The organism is Fundidesulfovibrio butyratiphilus (assembly GCF_054657235.1).
On record NZ_BAAHXA010000002.1, the window covers coordinates 609,570 to 630,530 of the forward strand.

The window sequence follows — 20,961 nt, forward strand, 5'->3', positions numbered from 1 at the left end:
GCGCTCCCCCGTTGCCGCCCCGCGACCCGCCCGCCAAGGAGCCGACCATGCTGTGGGAACCCAAGTACGAAACCCTGGACCGGGAAAGCCTCGACCAGCTCCAGCTCGAACGGTTGCAGTCCACCCTGACCCGGGTGGGGCGCAACGTGCCCTATTATCGCCGCCGGTTCGCCGAGCTGGGCGTGGACCCCGACGATTTCCGCTCGCTCGATCAGCTTCGCAGCCTGCCGTTCACCGACAAGTCCGTGCTGCGCGACGCCTATCCCTACGGCATGTTCGCCGTGCCCCTGCGCGAGGTGGTGCGCCTGCACGGATCGTCGGGCACCACCGGCAGACCGGTGGTGGTGGGCTACACCGCCGGGGACCTGGCCAAGTGGACCTCCCTGGTGGCGCGCGTGCTCTGCGCCGGCGGCGTCACCCGGGAAGACGTGGTGCAGATCGCCTTCAACTTCGGCCTGTTCACGGGCGGCTTCGGTCTGTTCCAGGGCGCGCAGGCCCTGGGTGCGGCCGTGGTCCCGGCCTCCAGCGGCAGCACGCGCCGCCAGGTGGCCATCATGCAGGACTTCAAGACCAGCGTGCTCGTCTGCACCCCCAGCTACGCCCTGTACCTTGCGCAAACCCTTGAGGAAATGGGCGTCAACGCCAACGCCTTGAGTCTGCGCTACGGGCTGTTCGGCGGAGAGCCGTTCTCCGAAGCCGCCCGGCGCGGCATCGAAGACCGCCTCAAGCTCACGGCCACGGACAACTACGGCATCAGCGAGGTCATGGGGCCGGGCGTGGCCGGAGAGTGCCTGCATCAGAACGGCCTGCACGTGAACGAAGACCATTTCCTGGTCGAAATTGTGGACCCGGTGACCGGCGAGCCCATGCCCTTCGGCGAGGAAGGCGAACTCGTCCTCACCACCCTCACCAAGGAAGCGTTCCCCCTGGTGCGGTTTCGTACCGGAGACCTGACCCGCCTGTTGCCGGGACCCTGCCCGTGCGGGCGCACCCTCGTGCGCATGGCCCGCGTCCGAGGCCGGGCCGACGACATGCTCATCATTCGCGGGGTGAATGTCTTTCCCAGCCAGATCGAGAATGTCCTGCTCGACGTCGAAGGGGCCACCCCCCATTGGCGTGTGCGCTTGGAACGCGAAAAAGGCCTGGACAAGGCCACCGTGGAAGTCGAAGCCAGCGAAAACGTGCTCTTCGACCGCATGCGCGAACAGCAGGAGTTTCTTGGGCGCGTCAAGAAAAGCCTCGCCTCCGGGCTGGGCGTCGGTTTCGAAGTAAAACTCGTGGAGAGCGGAAGCCTTCCGCGCGTCGAAACGGGCAAAACCTCCCGCGTGCTCGATTTGCGTCAGGATTGAGCAGGGACCGCGCGTCGCCGCATCACTGCCCACAGTCCAGCGCGGCGCGATGCGCGGCGGCTGCGTCGCCTGGACGCGGCGCGCGAAATTCGTCCTTGAGGGATGACCGCAATGTGAGGGGCTCCGGGGAGCCCCTCTTTGTTGCGCCAGGCGGGGAATGTACCGGGTGGGTGGCGCGCGGATGTTCCGTGCGGAACCCGGCTGCGGTTTTCTGCCGGGCGACCCGCCTGCGGGCCTGCCGAGCTTTTGCCTTGCGTCCTTAGAAAGTACCTGAGCGTGTTGCTCTAGGCGATACCGAGCGAAGGCAACGTGCGGTCCATGGAATACGGAGGCACTTATTTCGTGGTTTTCCCCAACGTAGAGAACTGGCTCGCCAGGGAGCCCAGTCCGCCCAGCCCGCTCAGGAGGCTTTTGCCAATGGAGAGCAGTCCTCCGCTCGAATTGGAGTTTTCCGCCGCCTTGACCTGTTCGCGCAGGAGTTTCTTCTGGTAGCGCTCCGTTTCAGGATCGTAGTCGCCGTAGACGCCGAAAATGCGGTTCCAGGCGTTGTCGTTCTGTGTGGTGTCCCAATTCAGGCGCTGCAAGTCCCAGTTTTGCCGGTCCTGGGCCAGGGAGTTCTGGAAGTTGATCTGCCGGTTGGCCTGCTGATCGTTCCAGTCGCGCTGGGCCACGCTGCTCTGGTAGTTGAACTGGTTCATGGCCGCGTTGTTCTGCGCGCCGAGTTGGTTCAGCAGGTTGTTTTCGTTCTGCTTGTATCCGTAGTCCGTGGTCCAGGACTGGAAACGCTGCTGGTTGGCGGCCTGGTTCTCCTGCATCCTGGCCACCCAGGCCTGCATCTCCTGCTGGGAGGCGAACTGCTGGTCTTGCTGCTGCAGGTTGTAGCGTTGCGTGGCCGCGTTGGCGGCATTGGTGGTCAGGGTGTTCATGTAGTTGTTTTGCAGGTTGTCGCTCATCTGCCGGGTGTACTGGCTCGACCCGTAGAGCCCCTTGGCCGAGTAGGCGTCGGCCAGATCGGTCTTGGCCGTCTTGTAGGCCGTGTTGGCGGCCAGTTCCCCGGGGGTGCGCACCGAGAGTTCGTAGCGGTTGTAGTCTCCGCCGTTGAGTCCCTTGTAGGTGGGCGCGTCCTGGGCATAGGTCTGGTACGTGGGGGCCGGAGTGGAGTAGTCGAGCTTCTGGAAGTTGTAGTTCTGGTAGGTCGGGGCGGTCCAGGTCGTGCTGGCCGGGCTCTGGGCCGTGTTGCCCCACCACTGGTTGTCGGAAAGGTAGGATTTGGGCCTGTAGGGGTCCACGTTGTTGGCTTGCGCCAAGTTGTAGGACTGCGTGAGTCCGTATGTGGTGGTCATGGGAGCTCCTTTGTCTATCCGTTGACGGCGGCGATCTCGGCCTGACACTGCCGAAGCCGGATGCGTCCGCTGCTGGTTGCGATCTGAAACGACAGCGTCGCGTCCCGAAAGCGGGAGCGCGACACGGTCTTGGCCTCAGCCGAAACGCCCAGGGCCTGGGTGGCCTCGTCCAGGGAGCCGGTGGCGTCCGCCAGCGCTCCCAGGCCCGGGCTGCCCCGCAGGTCGAGCAGGTTCACGGGGCTGACCTGATCCGCGCCCAGCACGGCCAGGGTCCCCTGGCAGGGGGTGAGCGCCTCGTAGCTCAGGGTGGATTTTCGCAGCACGGCTTCTCCGGGCATGGCGAACACCTTGCTGCGGGCCAGGCCCGCGATTTCCCGTTTGTCGCCCGGGGCCACCTCGTCCCGCGATTCGCCCAGCCCCAGGCGGTAAAGGCGTCCTCCCGCTCCGGCCAGGTAGAGGGTGTCCCCGGCCTGGCAGGCGGTTTTCAGGAAGAGGCCCTGGAAATCGAAGCGGGTCCAGGTCCCGTTGTGCGGATGAAACACCAACACCTGATTGTCGCCCTCCACGAAGGCCAGCATGACCCCCAGCCGGGGCAACAGCTTGAGTTCGGCCACGTTCTTGCCGCCCAGGAGGGGGTTGATCGGTCTGCCCACCCCGCCCACCTGAATGTCACCGTACTGTTGCACGCCGCCCAGGTCGTGGATGCCGCCCTTGTCGGCGAAGAGCAGGTTGTTGCCCACGAACTCCACGGCGTGGGGGCTGGAGGCGGTCATGTGGGACGAGATCTGGGAAAGCGACCAGTCCGAAGTTGTTCCGGCGGTGTTGAGTCGCATGATGCGTTTGCCCGCCTGGCCGGACTTGAAGACCAGAAGGTCCTGGCTGAAAACGCCCAGTCCCGAAACGCGCAGGCCGTCGCCGTAGCCGGCCCGCACCAGGACCGCGCCGTCGGTCAGGCTCCAGCCGGTGGCGTCCTCGGGCTGGCTGAAGACCACGGCGTCCAGGTCGCTGGCGCTGTTGGCCGCCAGGCGTCCTCCGATTTCCACCAGGGCGGTGGCCGAGGGAGAGTCGTCCAGTTCGGTGACGGTTTCACCGTCGAAGGCGCGCAGATGCGCTCCGCCGTCGGCGATGATCAGGGTGTCGTTGAATGTGACCAGGCAGGGCGTGACCCCGGACTGGGCCAGGTCCGTGACCAGGGTCCATGCCGGTTCGGCCGGCGCCAGATCCAGGCTGTAGAGCTTGCCGTCGCTTGTGGCGGCCAGGATCCTCGCATCGAGCACGCCTTTGACGTAGGCGTGCAGCTTGACGATATCGGGCGCGCCGGGCGGGGGGGCGGCCGCGCACATGAGGCCCGGCCTGGTGGTCAGAATGTTCTGCCCGCTTTCGTAGTACATGTTGCACGCGTCGACCAATTGGTTGTCGGCGATGCTGTCCGGGTTGTCCGCCCGGTTGAGGCAACCAAGTAGATTCCGACTAGTTTTTTCCTTGTCCGATAAACCATGCAATTACAAGGAATAGGCCAAAAAGATAGTCCAGCAAGGGGCAGTTTTGTCCGTTGACTTCCGCCAAGTTTGGGGGCATTCGTAGGGGCATAAAGTGCTGCTTTCGGCAGTGCCCCTAAAAAGATGCCCCCTTTGTGTGTGGAGGTGCCCCCGTGCCGAAAAAGATTCTTCCCCTGACGGACGCCGCAGTCCGCAACGCCAAGCCCAAGGAGAAGGCTTTCAAGCTGTCCGATGGCGGCGGCCTGTACCTGGAAGTATTGCCTTCGGGCGGCAAGTCCTGGCGGATGAAGTATCGCTTCGGCGGGCAGGAAAAGCGGCTGGTCTTCGGCTTGTGGCCAGACGTGAGTTTGAAGCAGGCCCGCCAGCATCGGGACGACGCCCGCGCCCTGGTGGCCGAAGGCGTGGACCCTAGCGAGAAGCGCAAGCAGGACAAGGCCGAAGCCGAGAAGGCCGTTGCGACCTTCGAGGTGGTGGCCCGCGACTGGCACGCCCGGCAAGTCGCCGTCTGGACGAAGCCCCATGCCGACAAGATTATTCGCCGGCTGGAGCGCTACCTGTTCCCGGCTTTTGGGGCCGCTCCGATTACGGACCTTCGCGCGCCGGACATTCTCGCCCCCCTTCGCGTGCTCGAAGGGCTTGGCCGCAACGATACGGCAAAGCGCCTGCGCCAATACTGTGAAGCGGTGTTCGCCTACGCCATTGCCGAGGGCCGGGCCACGTTGAACGCGGCGGCGGGCCTGGAGAAGGTCTTGTCGCCGCACGTCGTGCAGCATCGGGCCGCCATTACCGACCCGAAAGGCGTGGCGGGCCTGTTGCGGGCCATAGAAGGATATGACGGCCCTTTGACGCGGGCCGCTTTGCAAATGGCCGCCTGCTGCTTCACGCGTCCAGGTGAGCTGCGCCGCGCTGAGTGGGCGGAATTCGACCTGGAAGCCGCAGAGTGGCGCATACCTGCCGAGAAGATGAAACGGCGCTTGCCTCACGTCGTGCCCTTGTCCCGGCAAGTGCTGGTCATCCTGGAGGAACTACGGCCCATAACCGGCGAAGGGCGGTTTGTGTTCCCGAGCTATCAGACGCCGGGCAGGGCAATGAGCAAGATGACCTTGGCCGCCGCTTTGCGTCGTCTGGGCTACACCAAAGACGAGATGACCGCGCACGGCTTCCGTTCCACGGCGTCAACGCTGCTTCGGGAGTGTGGCTTTCCGCACCACCTGATCGAAACGCAGTTGGCCCATGTGACCGGAAACAGCGTGTCGCGGGCCTATGACCGGGCGCAATATCTGCCCGAGCGCCGGAAGATGATGCAAGCATGGGCGGACTACTTGGACGCGCTCAAGGCCGGAGGAAAGGTGGTGCCGTTGCACCGGGAGGCGTAGATATGTTCACTCGATGCAATCCCTATGTCATTACCGAGGACAGCTTACCAACCATCGACTTCGACAGGGTTCTTCTGGTCACGCAGTTGAGCTTTTCGGATAAGAGCAAGGAAAGTATTCGGTGGTTGGCGGCAAAGTATCTTGCCGCGAAGGAGGCAGAAGAGACCGCGCCATCCAGGGTAATCAAGGCCAAACTAAGAGAGGCTGACAAAGCAGCACAGCTTCTTATTGAGATTCTGCAAGCCAACCGGCTACAAGAGAAAAGGAATGATCTTCTAGTGCTGCGGTCAGTCGCATGGTTACTTCCCCGACACTGCGGGCTTCCATCGCATGATATCGTAAGCGACTATCTTCGACACTTCCGCATGAACGTTCGCCCGGCTATCAGTAAGAAGGCGAAGACCGGCCCTCTGCGTGGTTTCGCGCTGCAAGGGTTCCTCGAAAGCCTGCACGTCTTTTACCGCGAAGCCGGAGGTTCGGGGCTGGGGTGTTACGTTGACCGGGTATCTGGCGAATCTAAGGGCGATTTTCTTGAAATCAGCGTTGCCCTTATTGAGCAAATAGACCCTTCCCGCGCTGGCAGGGAAAACCTTGGAAAAATCATTAGGGAGTTGAAAACCTAGCAACCATGCGGGTTTTAGGCATGGAAAAGTTTGATCAAAAAATACACCAAACTTTCCCTTGTGCGTACACTGGCGTTTTTCGGCATCAACTGGACATTCGCCCTCTGGAGGGCGGCCACTCCCAATCTTGGAGAATGTCCAGATGCACACGCAGAATCTTGCGCCTTCCGCCTCTCGACCTGAACGCCTTCTTCGCCTCCCAGCCGTTCTCGAACGCATTCCCTACAAGCGTAGCCGCTTCCTTGATTTAGTCCGTCAGGGGGTGTTTCCGCGTCCTGTGAAGCTGGGGGCGCGCGCCGTGGCCTGGCCCGAATCGCAAATCGACGCCATCGTGGAAGAGATCGTCGCCGGACGGCGGAGCGCGTAGCCATGAAACGCAAAACCCCCAACCACATGGGCCGGGGGTTGCGGGAAATGGGACCGGACACCCCTTTTCTCGCCAACCAGACCCGCGCCGTCAAGGCGTTTCTCGTTCCTCTGGCCGCCTGCGAATGTGCTCCCGCCGTCCTGGCGGATTTCCTGGCTCACACCCTTCACCTGGGGGTGGCCTGATGCCGGAACACGACAACAACACCGCTTCAGTCCAGCGCGCCCGCCTTCTGGACGCCTTGCGCCGTGAAAGCCTGACCACCTTGGAGGCCCGGAGCAAGCTGGACGTGCTGCACCCCGCCGCGCGCGTCATGGAGCTTCGCCGCCGGGGGCATAGCATCGTCACCGTCTGGACAACGGACCTCACGCCCGAGGGCAGGCCGCACCGCGTGGCCCGGTACATCTTGCGCCAGGGGGAAGGGACGAGATGAACGGTCGCATCGACTTCGCCCGCATCAACGCGGCGGCCTTGGCGAACCTGCCCGCTCTGTTGGAGCGGTGGTTGCCCGGCGGCAAGCGCGAGGGGGGCGAGTGGGTTTGCGGCTCCATCGGAGGCGAACCCGGTAGCTCGTGCTCCACGAACTTGGCCACGTGCGTGGGTGGGGACTTCGCGGGGGAAGCGCGATGGAATGACCCTGTAAGCCTGTATGCGGCCCTTCAGGGGCTCAAGCAGGGAGAAGCCGCCCGCAAGCTGGCGCGGGAGCTTGGCCTTGATCCTGGGGGCGGCGCGGCTCCGTCCGGGACAAGGGAGCAGGCGCGCAAGCGCGTGGTGGCGGCTTACGACTATTTAGGGGCGGACGGTCAACTTGTCTTCCAGGTGACCCGGTGGGAACCCAAGACCTTCACGCAGCGTAGACCAGACGGCCAAGGTGGCTGGATTCCCAGCGTCAAGGGAATCGACCTTGTGCCTTACCGACTGCCGGAGGTGTTGATTGCAGGCACCGTCTACGTCCCTGAAGGCGAAAAAGACGTACATGCCATTGAAAAACTAGGGCTCACGGCCACATGCAACGCGATGGGCGCGGGCAAGTGGCGGCCCGAGTACAACAGTCACTTTCAGGGCAAGGTTGTGGTCATCCTTCCCGACAATGACGAGCCTGGACGAAAGCACGCCCAGGACGTGGCCGCGCAGCTTCATGGAATTGCCGAGGCGGTCAAGGTTCTCGACTTGCCCGGCCTCCCGCCTAAAGGCGACGTTTCCGACTGGCTGGGGGCCGGGGGAACGCGCGAGGCCCTGGTGGACTTGGCAAAGGCGGCTCAGGAGTGGAAGCCCTCAGGGGACCAGGCGGCGGCTCAAGCGCGAGCCTTCCGGTTTTTGCCCCTTGACGAGATTCTGGCCGTTCCCAGGCCCACGCGCTGGCTCATCCGCGACTACCTGGAGGCGGAAAGCCTCTCGGTTTTGTTCGGCGAGGCCGGAAGCATGAAGAGCTTCCTGGCCATTGACCAGGGGCTTTGCATTGCCTCGGGGACGCCCTGGCACGGCCACGCCGTTCCGAACCCCGGCCCGGTCTTCTATTTGGCCGGCGAAGGGTTCCACGGCCTGGCCAAGCGCATACGGGCCTGGACCGTGGCCCACGGCGTGGACCCGGCCACCACCTCGTTTTTCGTTTCCAGCGCCCCGGCGCAGCTTCTGGACGCCGACGGCGTGGCGGACGTGGTGGGCGCGGTGGCGAAACTTGCGGAGCAGCACGGCCAGCCCCGGCTTGTGACCATCGACACTTTGAACCGCAACTTCGGCGCGGGCGATGAAAATAGCTCCCAGGATATGACCGCTTTCGTGGCGGCCCTGGACGCCCTGAAGGCCCGCTTCGGTTGCGCGATCCTGGTGGTGCATCATTCCGGCCTCGCCAACAAGGACCGCTCTCGGGGTTCGAGTGTGCTCCGGGCGGCCCTGGACTTTGAATATCGCCTCGCGGCCCGGGGTGAGGTTCGCGTGCTGTCTTGCACGAAGAGCAAGGACTGCGAGCCCCCGCAGGACATGGCCTTCGAGCCCGGTGAAATCGGCACGGGCTGGACGGACCCGGAGACCTTGCGGGAAATCACCTCTTGCGTGCTGCGTTTAGCCACCTTGGCCCAATCCACTGCGCTGCCCAAAGCCCAACAGGTGGCCCTTGATGCGTTGGTTGCAGCTTGCGAGGTCGAGGGCGGTCCTGTCGCTGAAGATATATGGCGGGCGGCCACCTATGCAGGCGGAATGTCCGACAAAAAGCCCGATGCTCGGAGGAAGGCTTTCCTTCGTGCCCGACGTGAGCTGACAGATGCCGGCTTGGTTAGAGAGGTTGAATCGCTCTGGGAGGCCTCTACTACCGGGACATCCGGGACATGTCCGGGACATTTAGGAAATGTCCCGTCGGACACTACCGGGACATCCGGGACACACCCCTACAAGGGGTGTCCCATGTCCCGTGTCCCTGTCCCGGCCGAGGAGGTGGAAAACCCCTTCAGGGATGTGAGCCATGGATAGTCTCTTCACCCCATGGAGAACTCCCCGAGGGAACCGATTCCTCCTGGCCGAGCCTCCCTGGACACGCAATACACTCCTCATGTGGGACTCCGCCCGCGATGCGTGGGACTGGCCAACGGCCGTGCCCATGCTGCTCCCCATGGACGCGCGAGATTTTCTCGAACGTGCGGAAAGCGCCCACGTCAGGCACGGGTTTTACGTGCTGCCCTGCTGGAAGGGCTTGTACCTCCCGAAAGCATGTCCCTCCGGGGTGGCTCTGGACCTTCAGGCCTGTTTCCTCTGCTCCTGCTACCCTCTGGAGGTGGTCTAATGCCTTGGGAAGAGAAGCAGCACGACATGGCGTCTTTCGCCTGCCACACCCTGGAGCAAATCCTACGGCTGGCAACCTATACGGGCCTGGGGGACGAGTTCGACCGCGAAGCGCATGAGGCTTTCACCACACTGTCCTGTGTGCCTGACAAAGTGCGCGAGCAGTGGATGTGTGAATATGGGATTCTCGAAGCCGCCTGGCTCGCTTGGGCAACCGTGGCGAGACTCGTGGCCAATGCCGAGGGGAATAGCAATGTCTGAAAAATCACTGAAAACAGCACGTAAGCCGCCAGCTTCCGCCTGGCGTCCTGGACAGTCCGGAAACCCGGCGGGAAGGCCCAAGGGAAGCCGGAACAAGTCCACGCTGTTGGCTCAAGCCCTGATCGACGGGCAAGCCGAGGCCCTGGTGGAAAAGGCGATGGAGCTTGCCCTTGGGGGGGATGGCCCGGTGTTGAGGGCCATGCTGGACCGCCTGTGCCCGCCCAGGAAGGATTCCCCCGTGACTTTGGCCGGGTTGCCCAGGATCGAAACCACGGCGGACCTGCCCAAAGCCACGGGCGCGATCCTTGAGGCCGTGGCTGAAGGGACCATCACCCCGAGCGAGGGCCAAACCCTGGCCGGGCTGGTGGAGCACCATAGGCGAGCCATCGAGACGACCGAAATTGAACAGAGGCTTTCGGCACTGGAAGCAAAGGAGAAGTAGGCATGAGCAGCATAGAAAAACGTCTTGCGCGCCTTGAAAGCAAGGTTGATGTCGCGGACGCCATTCCCCGCGTGGTGATTGTGCACTCTGGCCGGGACTGCCAGAGGGCGGTCGCCAACGGGCAGGTTTTCGACCGTGAGCAAGGCGAAAATGATACCGACTTCGTGAACCGTATGGTTTCAGGGACCCGAGAGCGCGTGGTGATTATTTCCAGGGAAAAGGATGCCCAGCCCGAGCACGCCCCTTGACTCCGGGCAGGGTTCCCAGCATTTTCCAGATTGCAGCCGCGCACGAAGAACCCCGGCTAATAGAGGGCCGGACATGTCCTTCAGCGCGGCTGTTCCTGTTTGGGAAGGGGGTGGGCCCGGAATGTTCCCAGCCATCCGCCAGCCCGAGCATGTTCTTTGAAGCCCGTGACCAGGTGGTGTCGGAAACGACTTGGGCCGCACGGCGGAACAGGGGCTATTCTGAACTGGAAGCTGCTTCGTCCAAGGGATTGCCTACATCCTGTTCGATGAATACTATCCCTCTGCCTCGGAAGGTTAGCTCCTTGGGCAATTGGAGCCCCCCGGACCTCTGACCTTCCGGGGTTTTTCTTTTGTTGATGTCCCGCCCATCCGCCAGCAACAGAAAGGCCCCAGCCGAAGCCGGGGCCTTCCGAAAACGCCAGGGCAGAGATCATGTCTGGCCCTCTATTAGCCAGGGAGATGCGCCTGACAGGGCTGAAATATCCATACTGGCGGCTTCTGACAACTCCTCATGGGTTAACAATCTCTTCTTCATCAGGGCCGGTGTAAGTGGCATCTGTTGGTTTCTCGTAGACGTATGTGACCTTGACGGCAGGCCCGACCAAGGTCTTCAATTCGACGGCCAATGCGCGCCCTTCTTCATTGAAACTATCCAGGTCAAGACCCTCTTCTTCAATTGCATAGCGATCAAGCCATTCGTCAAAGCGTTTTACATAGCCCTCAGGGGCATTGATTTCCGCGTTATCCGGCCCCGTTCCCCATCCTTGGTCATCCCAAAGACCGCAACCGTAGTCGGCCATGATCCGCCAGGACGTGCTTTGGTGGTCGTCCATCGCCCTTCCCCAGTTCATTGAGTTTCATCATAGAGGTCTTTCGTCGTCACCCCCAGCGCCCCGGCGATGACCGCCAGGGTTTCGAGCGTGCATTTCGTGAACTGCTCCCCCCTGGCCCGGTGAATGGTGTTGGTTGATAATCCCGTCGCCTTGTTCAAGTCCCTGATGGAAAACCCCTTCGCGTCCATGGTCTGTTTGACCTTCCCCTGAATCATGCTGTCCTCCTCTGGCTCGATTTATTGACACACCTTGGTGAACGTGCCTATGCTCGATATATCGAGTCAACGGAGATAAGCAAACGGCCCTGACGGGTGCGCCAACACCCGCCAGGGCCTGACCAGACGCACACGGGAGGTGCATCATGGCTGACAAATCGGTAGCGGCAAAGACCGAGGAAGACAACCGCGCCCTGGCTTCCAAGGGGGTTGGGCAGGTTCAAGAGATCATGCGGTTCCTGGCCAGGGCCTTTCGGCCGGATTCGATCAGCGGCGAACCGCCGTTCTCGGAGGTTGAGCTTGAAGGCGTTGGACACATCCTCGAATATTGCGAGAATTTGCTTTGGCCTGCCGCTGACGTACTGGGTTCCGCGACTGGCGAGGTGCGCCATGGGTAAGCGCATCGCCTATGCGTCCTGGGAGATCGGTGAAGCGGCCAGGATCAGGCAAGCCCTGGAACCGTTCGAATCCTTTGGTCTCATCCTGCAGGAAATGCCCATGATCAACGCAACCAGTGACCTCCTGACGGACGCCGGCAAAGTCGTGCTGGCCCTGCACGAGCGAGCTACGCTGATGCTCGAAGGAGTTGGCGAAACGCATGAGGAGCCCGGCGGGGAGGTGTCGCATGGCCAGTAACCCGCCTGAATGCGGCCACAAGGAGTCCTTGCCCGTTCCCGACCATTGGCGCGACCTCAATCAACGCGATGCCGTCAAAAGCGCTCTTAAGCCGATCTATGCTTTCGCCATGTGTCTCGATGGGGGAAAGTCCTGCCCCGAGGTGGACGGCAAGCACGCCGGGGAGGTTCTGGGAGCCCTGGTTGAACGCGCGGAAGTCATTCTTGGCCACCCTGACGTAAGCTGGGAGATTTAGACGCAATCTGGCGGGTTGCCAATGGGCGGCCCGCCAACAACACACACGGGGCCAGTCTCAATCGAGGCTGGCCCTTTCTTGTGGGGAACGGCCTTGACCAGAACACAGCCTGCCCCCTTGCCCCTGGAGGTCGCTTGCGCCCCCGAGCCTGGAGGCCGCGAGGAAGGCTGTCTTTGACGCGACCAGCAGACTATGCCGGCCTGTCCGAAAAAGGGTATCAACGCGGCCACCAAGCCCCCCTGGCGGACTTCAAAGGGACTGACTCATGGTACAAGACGAACTACCTCTCGAACATAACCCCTCAGCAGGGTAGCTTGAATATGGGGGCGTGGGAGCAACTGGAAGATGCAGAAAAACAGTTTGCCCAGGCTGGCGAAGTCTTCGTGATGACCGGCACCACATACGAGAATGAACAGCCTCCGTTGCCAAGGACCACAACGCCTCACAAGGTGCCGTCAGGCTATTGGAAGATCATCGTAACGGGCTATCCGACCAATACCAGGGCCATCGCCTTCTTTTTCCCGCAGGAGACCCCAAGGCGGGGCTTGTCCAGGGAAGACGCCGTAACGATCCGTGCCATTGAAGGAAAGACCGGGCTCAACTTTTTCAAGGGGCTTGCTCCGAACATGGAGGAGCAACTTGAAACGGCAATCGACGGAGACATGCGCGAAAGGGTCTTTCAGGGAGGGGGAAGATAGACCCTTTGGCAGTCAAGGCCGCCTTCCGGGGCGGCTTTTTCATTGGTGCCCCTTTGGACTTCTGAAAGGGGTACCGCGCAATCTTGGGGGCATTATTGGGGGCATGTGGTTTGAGTAGATGAATATTATCGTTTTATTTCAATATGAAAAAACAAACATGTCGGCCCGGTTGAGCCCGCCGTCAAAGGCGATGACCGCCTGGGTGACGCGCGACTGTTTGGCCGATGACTGAGCCATGAAGCCTCCTTCTCACGCAGAGTCGAAGGCTGATTATCTTCAGGAAAAGGCGAAACGCCACCCATATGGCCTTATGTGGGAAGAAAGGGAAAATACCGGGGCGGCGAAACGGCCAAGCCGACGGGCGGGTCCCCTCCGGGCGAGTGGGGCGAAGCCCTACAGCAGGTAGGCTCCGACCTGGCGCACTTCGTCGGCGTGGCGGCTCACTTCCGGCCGGGGGGCGAAATTCCATGTCCAACGGGCGGCCGGCGGGCCGAGAGCGGCGGTTTCGACCAGGGGGAGGATGCTTTCGCCCAGCCGGCTTTCCTGGTCCGTGACCAGGCAGCGCGTCCCGGGCAGGCGACGAAGCCATTCCAGGTGCTCCCGGCGCAGGCCTCGGGCAAAGGCTTTCAGGGCTTCGGGCTGGTGGCGTCCGCTGTGTTGGAGTCTGGCCACGGGCAGAAACGCCAATTGGGAGAGGAGGTTGGCCGATACGGTGAAGGCCGGGCGCAGGTCCGCGAAGAGGTCGAGCGCCCTGGGTTCGGGCAGGCGTCCGGCCAGGACTTCGGGCAGGCAACCGGTCAGGTCGACAGGGACCAGACGGGCGTTTTTCGCCCTCCAGACGGCCAATCGGGCCGGCCAGGGATGGGCCATGTCGGCCAGCACCACGCAAGGAAAGCGCTGACACAGCGCGCGAAAGGGGATGTCCAGAAGCGCCCCGGAACCCAGCACCAGGGCCGGGCCGGACGGATCGGCCTGGGCCGCGGCTTCCAGGATGAAGGCCCTGGTTCGCTCCAGGTGTTCGCGCCAGGCTGCGCGCAGCCGGCGGTGGCGGGCGCGAAGCCCCACGGCTTGGCTCATGTAGCCGAGCCTTCTGGCCTGGCCGGAACAGGGGGTGAGCAGGTATTCGACCAGTTCGGCGAGCATGGTCTGGCGTAGCGCAAGGCCTGGCGCGAGGCAACGGGAAGGGGACGCGCGGGGAAAAACAGGGGCGGCCCTCTTGGGAAGGACCGCCCCGTGTGTCGTCAGATCGAGTCGGCGGATCGGTGCGTTACTGGACCGCGGCCTCGCCCAGCAGGCGCTTGGCGATTTCCTTGGCGGCCTTGCGTCCCGCTCCCATGGCCGAGATGACCGTGGCCGCGCCGGTGACGATGTCGCCGCCGGCAAAGACGCCGGGCAGGCTGGTTTCGCCGGTTTCCTCGTTGGCCACCACGTAGCCCCTCTTGGTCTTTTCCAGGCCCGGTGTGGTCTGGGTGATGAGGGGGTTGGCGCTGGTGCCCACGGCCACGATGGCCATGTCGACATCCAGGGTGCAAGTGTCGCCTTCGCAGGCGATGGGCCGGCAGCGGCCGGATTCGTCCGGTTCGCCGAGCTCCATGCGCTGGAGCGACATGCTCTTCAGGCGTCCGTTTTCGTCGCCGTGGAAGGCGATGGGGGCGTTCAGGCAGAGCAGTTCGATGCCTTCCTCCTTGGCGTGGTGCAGCTCTTCGAGCCGGGCGGGCATCTCTTTTTCGGTGCGGCGGTAGACGATGGAAACCTTTTCCGCGCCCATGCGCTTGGCAGTGCGGGCCGAGTCCAGGGCCACGTTGCCCGCGCCGAACACGGCCACATGCTTGCCGATGAAGGCCGGGGTGTCGGTCTTGGGGAAGTTGTAGGCCCGGCCCAGGTTCACGCGGGTGAGAAACTCGTTGGCCGAGAACACGCCGATCAGGTTTTCCCCGGGCACGTTCAGGAAGGTGGGAAGCCCCGCGCCCACGCCGATGAACACGGCGTTATAGCCCTTTTCCAGCAGTTCGGGCACGGTGATGGTCTTGCCGCCCACCCAGTTGGGGAAGAATTCCACGCCCTGGGCGGACATGGCTTGGATTTCCTTGCGCACGATGGCCTTGGGCAGCCGGAATTCGGGAATGCCGTAGACCAGCACCCCGCCCAGTTCGTGCAGGGCTTCGTACACGTGCACCTTGACGCCCAGCGACGACAGGTAGCCGGCCACGGTCAGGCTCGACGGCCCGGAGCCGATGCAGGCCACTTTCAGGCCTTCGCGTTGCAGGTGGCAGGCCTCGTCGCCGGTGAGCTGTTCACAGGCGTCCTTGGCCATGAAGGTGTCGGCCACGAAACGCTCCAGCCGGCCGATGGCCACGGGTTCGCCCTTCTTGCCCAGAATGCACGAGCCTTCGCACTGGTTTTCCTGGGGGCAGACCCGTCCGCACACCGCGGGCAGGGCGTTGGTTCCCTTGATGACCTTGTAGGCGCCGTCCAGGTCCCCGGCTTTGACCTTGGCGATGAAGCCGGGAATGTTGATCTCCACCGGGCAGCCCTTGACGCAGCCGGGCTTCTTGCACTGAATGCACCGCGCGGCCTCGGCGGCGGCCATTTCGGGAGTGTAGCCCAGGGCGACTTCGCTGAAGTTGGTCACCCGGACCGAGGGGTCCTGTTCGGGCATGGGCGTGCGGGGCGTCTTGGCCCCCTTCTTCGGTTCAGCGGGTACAGTTGCACACATGGCTTTTCTTGAACTCCTCGTAGGAAATGCGTTCCTGTTCCTTGAAGGACGAAAGACGCTGGGTCAGCTCGGCGAAATCGACCTGCTGGCCGTCGAACTCGGGGCCGTCCACGCAGGTGAACTTGGTCTTTCCGCCCACGCTCACCCGGCAGGCGCCGCACATGCCGATGCCGTCCACCATGATCGAATTTAAGCTTACGGTGGTCTTGACGCCGAAGGGTTTGGTGGCCTTGGCCACGGCGGCCATCATGGGCACGGGGCCGATGGCTATCACCTCGGCCACGGTCTTGTCGGATTCAAGCCGTTCCACCAGCACTTCGGTGACCATGCCCTGGCGGCCGTAGGATCCGTCGTTGGTGGTGATGAGCATTTCGGGGCAGAAACGCCGAAGTTCGTCTTCGAAGAGCAGCAGGTCCTTGGTGCGCGCGCCGATAACGGCCACCACGTGGTTGCCGGCCTGGTGGTGGCCCTTGGCGATGTGGTGCATGGCCGCGATACCCGTTCCGCCGCCCACGCAGATCACGGGGCCGGAGACCTTGTGTATCGCGGTGGGTTTGCCCAGGGGGCCGCACAGGTCGAGGATTTCGTCTCCCTCGTTGAGGGTGTTCAGGTGCGCGGTGGTCTTGCCGAGCACGAGAAAGACGATGGTGATGGTGCCGGCCTGCTTGTCGGTGTCGGCGATGGTCAGGGGGATGCGCTCCCCTTCGGGACACACGCGCAGGATGATGAAATTGCCCGGCTGGGCCTTGGCCGCGATGTGCGGCGCGTCGATGACCAGTTCGCTGGTCTGCCCCGGGATGAGGCTGCGCTTCTTGACGATCCTGGAAGGCATGTCGGAGGCTCCTTGAGGGTTCATGAAGGCTTTCGTCTGTTCTCGATACGCGCGGCCGTTGAAACGGCGTCGGCCGGCGGGGGCTTCCGGTCCGTCCGAAAGCGCCTGGAGAAGACCCGGGAGGCTGTAAACGCCCCTTTCGGGCGGCGTCAAGGTTTGCCCAGGGCCGCCTCGAGGTCCGGGGTAGCGTAGAGTTCCCCCCCATGGCAATCGTTGATCACCAGCAGGGGAAAGTCTTCCACGGTGAGTTGGCGAATGGCCTCGGGGCCAAGGTCCTCGTAGGCGATGATCCGGGCGGCCTTGATCCGCTGGGAAAGAAGCGCCCCGGCCCCGCCCGTGGCCCCGAAATAGACGGCCTTGCACGCGACCATGGCGTCCTTGACCTCCTGGGAACGCCGACCCTTGCCGATGGTTCCTTTCAGGCCCAGGGCGTGCAGCCGGGGGGCGTAGGTGTCCATGCGGTAGGAGGTGGTGGGACCGGCCGCGCCGATGGGCCGTCCCGGCGGGGCGGGGCTTGGTCCCACGTAGTAGATGAGCGCGCCCGCGAGCTCGAAGGGCGGGGCTTCCCCCCGGTCCAGGGCGTCGATCAGGCGCTTGTGGGCCGCGTCGCGGCCGGTGTGGACGGTTCCGGTGACGAACGCCACGTCGCCGGATCGCAGGGTTTCGATATCCGCGTCGGTGAGCGGAGTCCGCAAATGGTGCACGGCCATCAGAGCACCACCTCCTTGTGTCGGGAGCTGTGACACTGCACGTTCACGGCCAGGGGGAGACTGGCCAGGTGGCAGGGGACGGCGAGGATCTTCACGCCCAGGCAGGTGGTCTTGCCGCCAAGCCCCATGGGACCGACGCCCAGCTTGTTGATGTCGGCCAGAAGTTCGACTTCCAGGCGGGCGAGCTCCGGATCGGGATGGGTGTCGTCCAGGGGCCTGAGCAGGGCCTTTTTCGCGTTGATGGCCGAAAGCTCGAAGTTGCCGCCGATGCCCACGCCCACCACCACCGGGGGACAGGGGTTGGGGCCGGACTCGGCCACCCGGGTGATGACGTATTCGCGAATGCCCTTCCAGCCCGCCGCCGGGGGAAACATCACCACGCGCGACATGTTTTCCGCACCGCCGCCCTTGGCCATCATCGAAATCTTGAGCGTGTCGCCCGGAACCAGATCCAAATGGATGATGGCCGGACTGTTGTCTCCGGTGTTCTTGCGGGTCAGCCAGTCGCACGACGACTTGCGCAGGTAGCCTTTTTCATAACCTTCGACCATGCCCCGGGTGATGGCGGCCTTCAGTCCCGGGTTTTCCACCCTGACATCTTCGCCCAGCTCCACAAAGAAAACAGCCAAGCCGCAGTCCTGGCACAGGGGCAGGCCGGTCGCCTTGGACAGGTCGGAATTTTCCAGAAGCTGCCGAAACACCTCCACGGCCGCCGGGCTGGTTTCGTTTTCCAGCCCCTTTCTGAGAGCCGCCAGCACGTCTTCGGGCAGGTCGCGGTTGGCGTCCACGCACATCTTGGCCACGGCGTCGACGACCGTTTGCGCGGCGATGGTTCGCATGGCTCCTCCTTGCTTCACACTCTTCGGTCCCTGAGGACCTTCCGGCTTTACTCGGTTTCTCCCGAGACGAATCCTATTTCTTGAAATATCGACGGTTTTGTTTCCAGAAACGACTTCTTGCCCGCCTCTTGAAACGCCTGCGCTGCGGTCCCGCTTCAATCCGCTCGGTTTCCGCTTTGCGGCTTTCAGGAGCGCTTTCAAAGACGACGGGCTTCGGCCCGGCTTCACCCCGTGCCGTTTACTATCCCCCGAGCCCACACAACGTTTTTTGAAAGGGGGTCCGGGGGGAAACTTTTTTGAAAAAAAGTTTCCCCCCGGACTTCCTCCCCCTCTTTTCCCTCTTACTTCAACATCCTTTTCAGAAACTTCGGCAACAGATTCCCCGCCGCGGCCAGGGCCATCTTGCGGCGCAGGCGTCCCAGTTGCTCCTGCAGGGGCAGGTGTTTGGGGCAGACGTCCTGGCAGGCCAGCAGGCCCATGCAGCCGAAAATGCCGTCGTCGGTTCCCACCACGTCGAAGTACTGGTCCGTGGTACGCTCGTCGCGGGGGTCGAGCATGAAGCGGGCGATGCGGTTCAGGGCCACGGCCCCCAGAAAGTCCTCGCGCATGAGGGCCGTGGAGCAGGCGGCCACGCAGCAGCCGCACTCGATGCAGCGGTCCAGCTCGTATATTTGCTCGGCCAGGGCGTTGTCCATGCGCGCTTCCCGGGCCTCGGGGTCAAAGGCCTTGTCGGTGTGGCACCAGGATTCCACGCGCTGGTACATTTGTCGAAACCAGGAACCGGTGTCCACCGAGAGGTCGCCCACCAGCTTGAAGACCGGCAGGGGCATGAGGGTGATCGCGTCCGGCAGGTCCACGGTCTTGGTCTTGCAGGCCAGCCCGGGCCGTCCGTTTATGACCATGGCGCAGGCCCCGCAGATGCCGGCCCTGCAACAGAAATCGAACTGAAGGCCGGGATCGAGCTCTTCGCGGATGCGGTTCAAGGCGATGAACAGGGTCATGGCCCCGGTCTCCTCCAGGGAGAAGGCCTGCATGCGGGGCAGGCTTCCGGCGTCCTGGGGGTTGTAGCGAAAAATGTTGAACGTGAGCGTTCTGGGCATGTTCGGTCCTCGTCTCCCGGCTCAGGCCCTGGGCGGGGTTTCCATGGGGATGATCTTGCCCTCGCCGTAGCCCCGGTCGCCGGGCGGCAGCTCGAAGACGCGGGTGGCCGGTTCGTGGTCGAGGGTGGGCAGGTCCGCGCCGGGCTTCCAGGTGGCCAGGGTGCGGGTGAGCCAGTCGCGGTCGTTGCGGTCGGGAAAGTCCTCGCGGGTGTGGGCGCCGCGCGACTCGGTTCGGGCCAGGGCCCCGCTGGCCACGCACAGGCTGAGCTTGACCATGCCTTCGATCTTGAGGGCCAGGGCCAGTTCGGGGTTGGCCCCGATTCCGTCGCTGGCCAGCCCCACCTTGCGGGCCCGGTCCAGCACCTCTTGCAGGGTGTTCACGGCTTGTGTCAGGTCGCCGGCGTTGCGGAAGATGCCCGCGCCGCGCATGATGGCGTCGTACATGGCGTTGCGCACGGCGTAGACGTTTTCACGCCCGCGCGCGCCGTTTGTCAGGTCGGCGATGCGGGCCTTTTGCCGGTCCAGGGCGTCGCGCACGCAGGCCGTCTTGAACACGGCGTCTGTTCCCTGAAGGTATTCCACCACCTTGGCCCCCACCAGCATGCCGGCCACGATGGTCTCGGCCAGGGAGTTGCCGCCCAGGCGGTTGAAGCCGTGCAGATCCCAGCAGGCGGCCTCGCCGGCGGAGAACAGGCCCGTAAGGCCGTAGGCCGCGCCGTTTTTGTCCGTGCGCACCCCGCCCATGGAGTAGTGCTGGGTGGGCCGCACGGGAATGAGCTGCGTGACCGGGTCGACGCCCAGGAACGATTCGCAGATCTCCTTGACCTCGCGCAGCTTGGTGTTGATGTGGTCCGCGCCCAGGTGGCGGATGTCCAGCCAGAGGTGCTCGCCGTAGGGGCCTTGCACGCCCAGGCCTTTGCGCATGTGCTGGGTCATACGCCGGCTCACCACGTCGCGCGAGGCCAGTTCGGCCTTTTCCGGCTCGTAGTCGGGCATGAAGCGGTAGAGGTTCACGTCGAGCAGGGTGCCGCCGTCGCCCCGACAGCCTTCGGTCACCAGGATGTCGGTGGGCACGATGCCCGTGGGATGGAATTGCACGGCCTCCATGTTGCCGAGCGCCACCACGCCGGTGTCCAGGGCCAGGATCTGGCCCCCGCCGTCGCAGATCACCGCGTTGGTCGATTCGCGGTAGATGCGCCCGTAACCGCCCGTGGCGATGAGGGTGGCCCGGGCCAGGCAGACGCTCAGTTCCCCGGTCTTGAGACAGCGCACCACCGCGCCCATGCAGGCCTGGCCGTCGTGGATCAGGGCGACGGCCTCGGTCTTGTCGCGCACGTCCACGCCCATCTGGGCGGCCCGGTTGTCCAGGGTGTAGAGCACGCAGTGGCCCGTGCCGTCGGAGGTGTAGCAGGTGCGCCACTTGGCCGTGCCGCCGAAATTGCGCGAGTGGATGAGACCCTCGTTCTCCGGCTTTTCGTAGGCCGTAAAGGGCTTGCCGCCTTTGTAATAGGTCCGCTCGCCGGGGACCACGCGGTTCCAGGGCACGCCCCAGAAGGCCATCTGGCGCATGGCCACGGGGGCGTTGTCCACAAAGATGCGGGCCACCTCCTGGTCGGCGCCCCAGTCCGATCCCTTCACGGTGTCGGCAAAATGGATGTCCGGGCTGTCGCCCTCGCCCATGGCCGCGTTGCCCAGCGCCGCCTGCATGCCGCCCTGGGCCGCCGAGGAGTGCGACCGCCTGGCCGGAACCAGGGAAAGACACACCACCGAAAATCCGTGGCCAGCCGCCTCTATGGCCACGCGCTCGCCGGCCAGGCCCGCGCCGATGCACAAGAGGTCCGTTTGCGTTATCCGCATGAGCCCG

The 20,961-nt window shown here is 63.6% G+C and carries 26 protein-coding genes; 15 read left to right on the forward strand and 11 right to left on the reverse strand.

Features of this window, described 5'->3' with window-relative positions; all coding sequences use genetic code 11:
- The first annotated feature begins 47 nt into the window (after window positions 1-47).
- Window positions 48-1,349: a phenylacetate--CoA ligase family protein gene (locus ACYQ01_RS13770; protein WP_459934431.1), complete on the forward strand. Its 1,302-nt coding sequence runs from the start codon at window positions 48-50 to the stop codon at window positions 1,347-1,349.
- A gap of 335 nt (window positions 1,350-1,684) precedes the next feature.
- Here ACYQ01_RS13770 and ACYQ01_RS13775 read toward each other — a convergent pair whose 3' ends face one another.
- Together ACYQ01_RS13775 and ACYQ01_RS13780 are read right to left on the reverse strand one after the other, a co-directional pair.
- A complete protein-coding gene (locus tag ACYQ01_RS13775) occupies window positions 1,685-2,692 on the reverse strand; it encodes a hypothetical protein (protein WP_459934432.1) in 1,008 nt (335 codons plus the stop codon).
- A gap of 14 nt (window positions 2,693-2,706) precedes the next feature.
- Entirely contained in the window at window positions 2,707-4,083 is a 1,377-nt protein-coding gene (locus tag ACYQ01_RS13780) for a hypothetical protein (protein WP_459934433.1), read from the reverse strand.
- Between the two features lie 260 nt (window positions 4,084-4,343).
- Here ACYQ01_RS13780 and ACYQ01_RS13785 point away from each other — a divergent pair, with 260 nt between their 5' ends.
- From ACYQ01_RS13785 to ACYQ01_RS13830, 10 genes are all read left to right on the forward strand, one after another.
- On the forward strand, window positions 4,344-5,567 hold the full coding sequence (locus ACYQ01_RS13785) for a tyrosine-type recombinase/integrase (RefSeq protein ID WP_459934434.1): 1,224 nt from the start codon (window positions 4,344-4,346) through the stop codon (window positions 5,565-5,567).
- 2 nt (window positions 5,568-5,569) lie between these two features.
- Window positions 5,570-6,190, forward strand: coding sequence for a hypothetical protein (locus ACYQ01_RS13790; protein ID WP_459934435.1), 621 nt, complete (start codon window positions 5,570-5,572; stop codon window positions 6,188-6,190).
- A gap of 142 nt (window positions 6,191-6,332) precedes the next feature.
- On the forward strand, window positions 6,333-6,557 hold the full coding sequence (locus tag ACYQ01_RS13795) for a helix-turn-helix transcriptional regulator (protein ID WP_459934436.1): 225 nt from the start codon (window positions 6,333-6,335) through the stop codon (window positions 6,555-6,557).
- 2 nt (window positions 6,558-6,559) lie between these two features.
- On the forward strand, window positions 6,560-6,742 hold the full coding sequence (locus tag ACYQ01_RS13800) for a hypothetical protein (protein WP_459934437.1): 183 nt from the start codon (window positions 6,560-6,562) through the stop codon (window positions 6,740-6,742).
- Window positions 6,742-6,990, forward strand: coding sequence for a helix-turn-helix domain-containing protein (locus ACYQ01_RS13805; protein ID WP_459934438.1), 249 nt, complete (start codon window positions 6,742-6,744; stop codon window positions 6,988-6,990). Before ACYQ01_RS13800 ends, ACYQ01_RS13805 begins: the two co-directional genes overlap by 1 nt.
- The gene (locus ACYQ01_RS13810) at window positions 6,987-9,023 is read left to right on the forward strand and encodes an AAA family ATPase (protein ID WP_459934439.1); all 2,037 of its coding nucleotides are present in this window, start codon (window positions 6,987-6,989) and stop codon (window positions 9,021-9,023) included. Before ACYQ01_RS13805 ends, ACYQ01_RS13810 begins: the two co-directional genes overlap by 4 nt.
- The gene (locus ACYQ01_RS13815; RefSeq protein ID WP_459934440.1) at window positions 9,016-9,333 is read left to right on the forward strand and encodes a hypothetical protein; all 318 of its coding nucleotides are present in this window, start codon (window positions 9,016-9,018) and stop codon (window positions 9,331-9,333) included. The genes ACYQ01_RS13810 and ACYQ01_RS13815 overlap by 8 nt, the downstream gene beginning before the upstream one ends.
- The gene (locus ACYQ01_RS13820; protein ID WP_459934441.1) at window positions 9,333-9,593 is read left to right on the forward strand and encodes a hypothetical protein; all 261 of its coding nucleotides are present in this window, start codon (window positions 9,333-9,335) and stop codon (window positions 9,591-9,593) included. The genes ACYQ01_RS13815 and ACYQ01_RS13820 overlap by 1 nt, the downstream gene beginning before the upstream one ends.
- Complete coding sequence (locus tag ACYQ01_RS13825) at window positions 9,586-10,035, forward strand: DUF5681 domain-containing protein (RefSeq protein WP_459934442.1); 450 nt, start codon at window positions 9,586-9,588, stop codon at window positions 10,033-10,035. The genes ACYQ01_RS13820 and ACYQ01_RS13825 overlap by 8 nt, the downstream gene beginning before the upstream one ends.
- Before the next feature lie 2 nt (window positions 10,036-10,037).
- Complete coding sequence (locus tag ACYQ01_RS13830; RefSeq protein WP_459934443.1) at window positions 10,038-10,283, forward strand: hypothetical protein; 246 nt, start codon at window positions 10,038-10,040, stop codon at window positions 10,281-10,283.
- A 509-nt stretch (window positions 10,284-10,792) separates the two neighbouring features.
- On the opposite strand, the gene ACYQ01_RS13835 is transcribed toward ACYQ01_RS13830, so the two are convergent.
- Together ACYQ01_RS13835 and ACYQ01_RS13840 are read right to left on the reverse strand one after the other, a co-directional pair.
- Window positions 10,793-11,116, reverse strand: coding sequence for a hypothetical protein (locus ACYQ01_RS13835; protein WP_459934444.1), 324 nt, complete (start codon window positions 11,114-11,116; stop codon window positions 10,793-10,795).
- A 14-nt stretch (window positions 11,117-11,130) separates the two neighbouring features.
- Window positions 11,131-11,331 carry a helix-turn-helix domain-containing protein gene (locus ACYQ01_RS13840; protein WP_459934445.1) on the reverse strand — a complete coding sequence of 67 codons (201 nt, stop codon included), beginning with the start codon at window positions 11,329-11,331 and terminating at the stop codon, window positions 11,131-11,133.
- 146 nt (window positions 11,332-11,477) lie between these two features.
- On the opposite strand from ACYQ01_RS13840, the gene ACYQ01_RS13845 reads away from it, so the two are divergent.
- From ACYQ01_RS13845 to ACYQ01_RS13860, 4 genes are all read left to right on the forward strand, one after another.
- Window positions 11,478-11,729 (forward strand): hypothetical protein, encoded by a 252-nt coding sequence (locus ACYQ01_RS13845; RefSeq protein ID WP_459934446.1) that lies wholly within the window; start codon window positions 11,478-11,480, stop codon window positions 11,727-11,729.
- On the forward strand, window positions 11,722-11,967 hold the full coding sequence (locus ACYQ01_RS13850; protein WP_459934447.1) for a hypothetical protein: 246 nt from the start codon (window positions 11,722-11,724) through the stop codon (window positions 11,965-11,967). The genes ACYQ01_RS13845 and ACYQ01_RS13850 overlap by 8 nt, the downstream gene beginning before the upstream one ends.
- Entirely contained in the window at window positions 11,957-12,202 is a 246-nt protein-coding gene (locus ACYQ01_RS13855) for a hypothetical protein (protein WP_459934448.1), read from the forward strand. Before ACYQ01_RS13850 ends, ACYQ01_RS13855 begins: the two co-directional genes overlap by 11 nt.
- A gap of 80 nt (window positions 12,203-12,282) precedes the next feature.
- Window positions 12,283-12,900 carry a DNA/RNA non-specific endonuclease gene (locus tag ACYQ01_RS13860; RefSeq protein WP_459934449.1) on the forward strand — a complete coding sequence of 206 codons (618 nt, stop codon included), beginning with the start codon at window positions 12,283-12,285 and terminating at the stop codon, window positions 12,898-12,900.
- Window positions 12,901-13,293: 393 nt separating this feature from the next.
- Here ACYQ01_RS13860 and ACYQ01_RS13865 read toward each other — a convergent pair whose 3' ends face one another.
- The 7 genes from ACYQ01_RS13865 to ACYQ01_RS13895 form a co-directional block, all read right to left on the reverse strand.
- Window positions 13,294-14,043: a hypothetical protein gene (locus tag ACYQ01_RS13865; RefSeq protein WP_459934450.1), complete on the reverse strand. Its 750-nt coding sequence runs from the start codon at window positions 14,041-14,043 to the stop codon at window positions 13,294-13,296.
- Window positions 14,044-14,167: 124 nt separating this feature from the next.
- Window positions 14,168-15,616 (reverse strand): NADPH-dependent glutamate synthase, encoded by a 1,449-nt coding sequence (gene gltA, locus ACYQ01_RS13870; protein ID WP_459934451.1) that lies wholly within the window; start codon window positions 15,614-15,616, stop codon window positions 14,168-14,170.
- The gene (locus ACYQ01_RS13875; RefSeq protein WP_459934452.1) at window positions 15,594-16,448 is read right to left on the reverse strand and encodes a sulfide/dihydroorotate dehydrogenase-like FAD/NAD-binding protein; all 855 of its coding nucleotides are present in this window, start codon (window positions 16,446-16,448) and stop codon (window positions 15,594-15,596) included. Before ACYQ01_RS13875 ends, gltA begins: the two co-directional genes overlap by 23 nt.
- A gap of 149 nt (window positions 16,449-16,597) precedes the next feature.
- Entirely contained in the window at window positions 16,598-17,158 is a 561-nt protein-coding gene (locus tag ACYQ01_RS13880; RefSeq protein WP_459934453.1) for a Fe-S-containing hydro-lyase, read from the reverse strand.
- Window positions 17,158-17,997: a fumarate hydratase gene (locus ACYQ01_RS13885; RefSeq protein WP_459934454.1), complete on the reverse strand. Its 840-nt coding sequence runs from the start codon at window positions 17,995-17,997 to the stop codon at window positions 17,158-17,160. Before ACYQ01_RS13885 ends, ACYQ01_RS13880 begins: the two co-directional genes overlap by 1 nt.
- A 341-nt stretch (window positions 17,998-18,338) precedes the next feature.
- The gene (locus ACYQ01_RS13890; protein WP_459934455.1) at window positions 18,339-19,097 is read right to left on the reverse strand and encodes a fumarate reductase iron-sulfur subunit; all 759 of its coding nucleotides are present in this window, start codon (window positions 19,095-19,097) and stop codon (window positions 18,339-18,341) included.
- A gap of 21 nt (window positions 19,098-19,118) precedes the next feature.
- Window positions 19,119-20,954 carry a fumarate reductase flavoprotein subunit gene (locus ACYQ01_RS13895; RefSeq protein WP_459934456.1) on the reverse strand — a complete coding sequence of 612 codons (1,836 nt, stop codon included), beginning with the start codon at window positions 20,952-20,954 and terminating at the stop codon, window positions 19,119-19,121.
- Window positions 20,955-20,961: the final 7 nt, after the last annotated feature.